Origin of the sequence: Hymenobacter rubripertinctus, from assembly GCF_003583925.1 — a bacterium.
Taxonomy (GTDB): Bacteria; Bacteroidota; Bacteroidia; order Cytophagales; family Hymenobacteraceae; genus Hymenobacter; species Hymenobacter rubripertinctus.
This window is the reverse complement of record NZ_QYCN01000139.1, coordinates 1-363: the sequence shown is the minus strand read 5'-3', so window position 1 is coordinate 363 and position 363 is coordinate 1. Positions and strand designations below refer to the sequence as shown.

At 57.3% G+C, this 363-nt stretch carries 1 pseudogene; it reads left to right on the top strand.

Annotation, left to right across the window (positions count from 1 at the left end):
- Positions 1 to 172: 172 nt before the first annotated feature.
- Positions 173 to 363: pseudogene (locus tag D0T11_RS21880) on the top strand (hypothetical protein); the annotation flags it as partial.

Sequence of the window (363 nt, the reverse complement as noted above, 5' to 3'; positions counted from 1 at the left end):
AGTAAACCAATAACGAACTGAGCGATAAACTTTTGACGCGACAAATGGCGCATTCAGGTGCTGGGCCACCTCACAGAACTGCACATTACGGCTTTTGAGTAAACCAATAACGAACTGAGCGATAAACTTTTGACGCGACAAATGGCGCAAGGCCAACGGCGTGAACTTCGTCATGCGCCTACCCAAACACCACTTGCTCACCCATCCCGGCGGCCAGCGGCAGGCCGTGGACGACCTGGGCCTGGCCCCCGGGCAGGTGCGCCGCTTCACCCACTGCCAAGTCGATGGGGTGTGGGGCCAGGTCTGGGTCAAAGCGCTGGCCGATAACGAGTTTTTGTTCCTGTTTGGCAACGTGGGACTGGC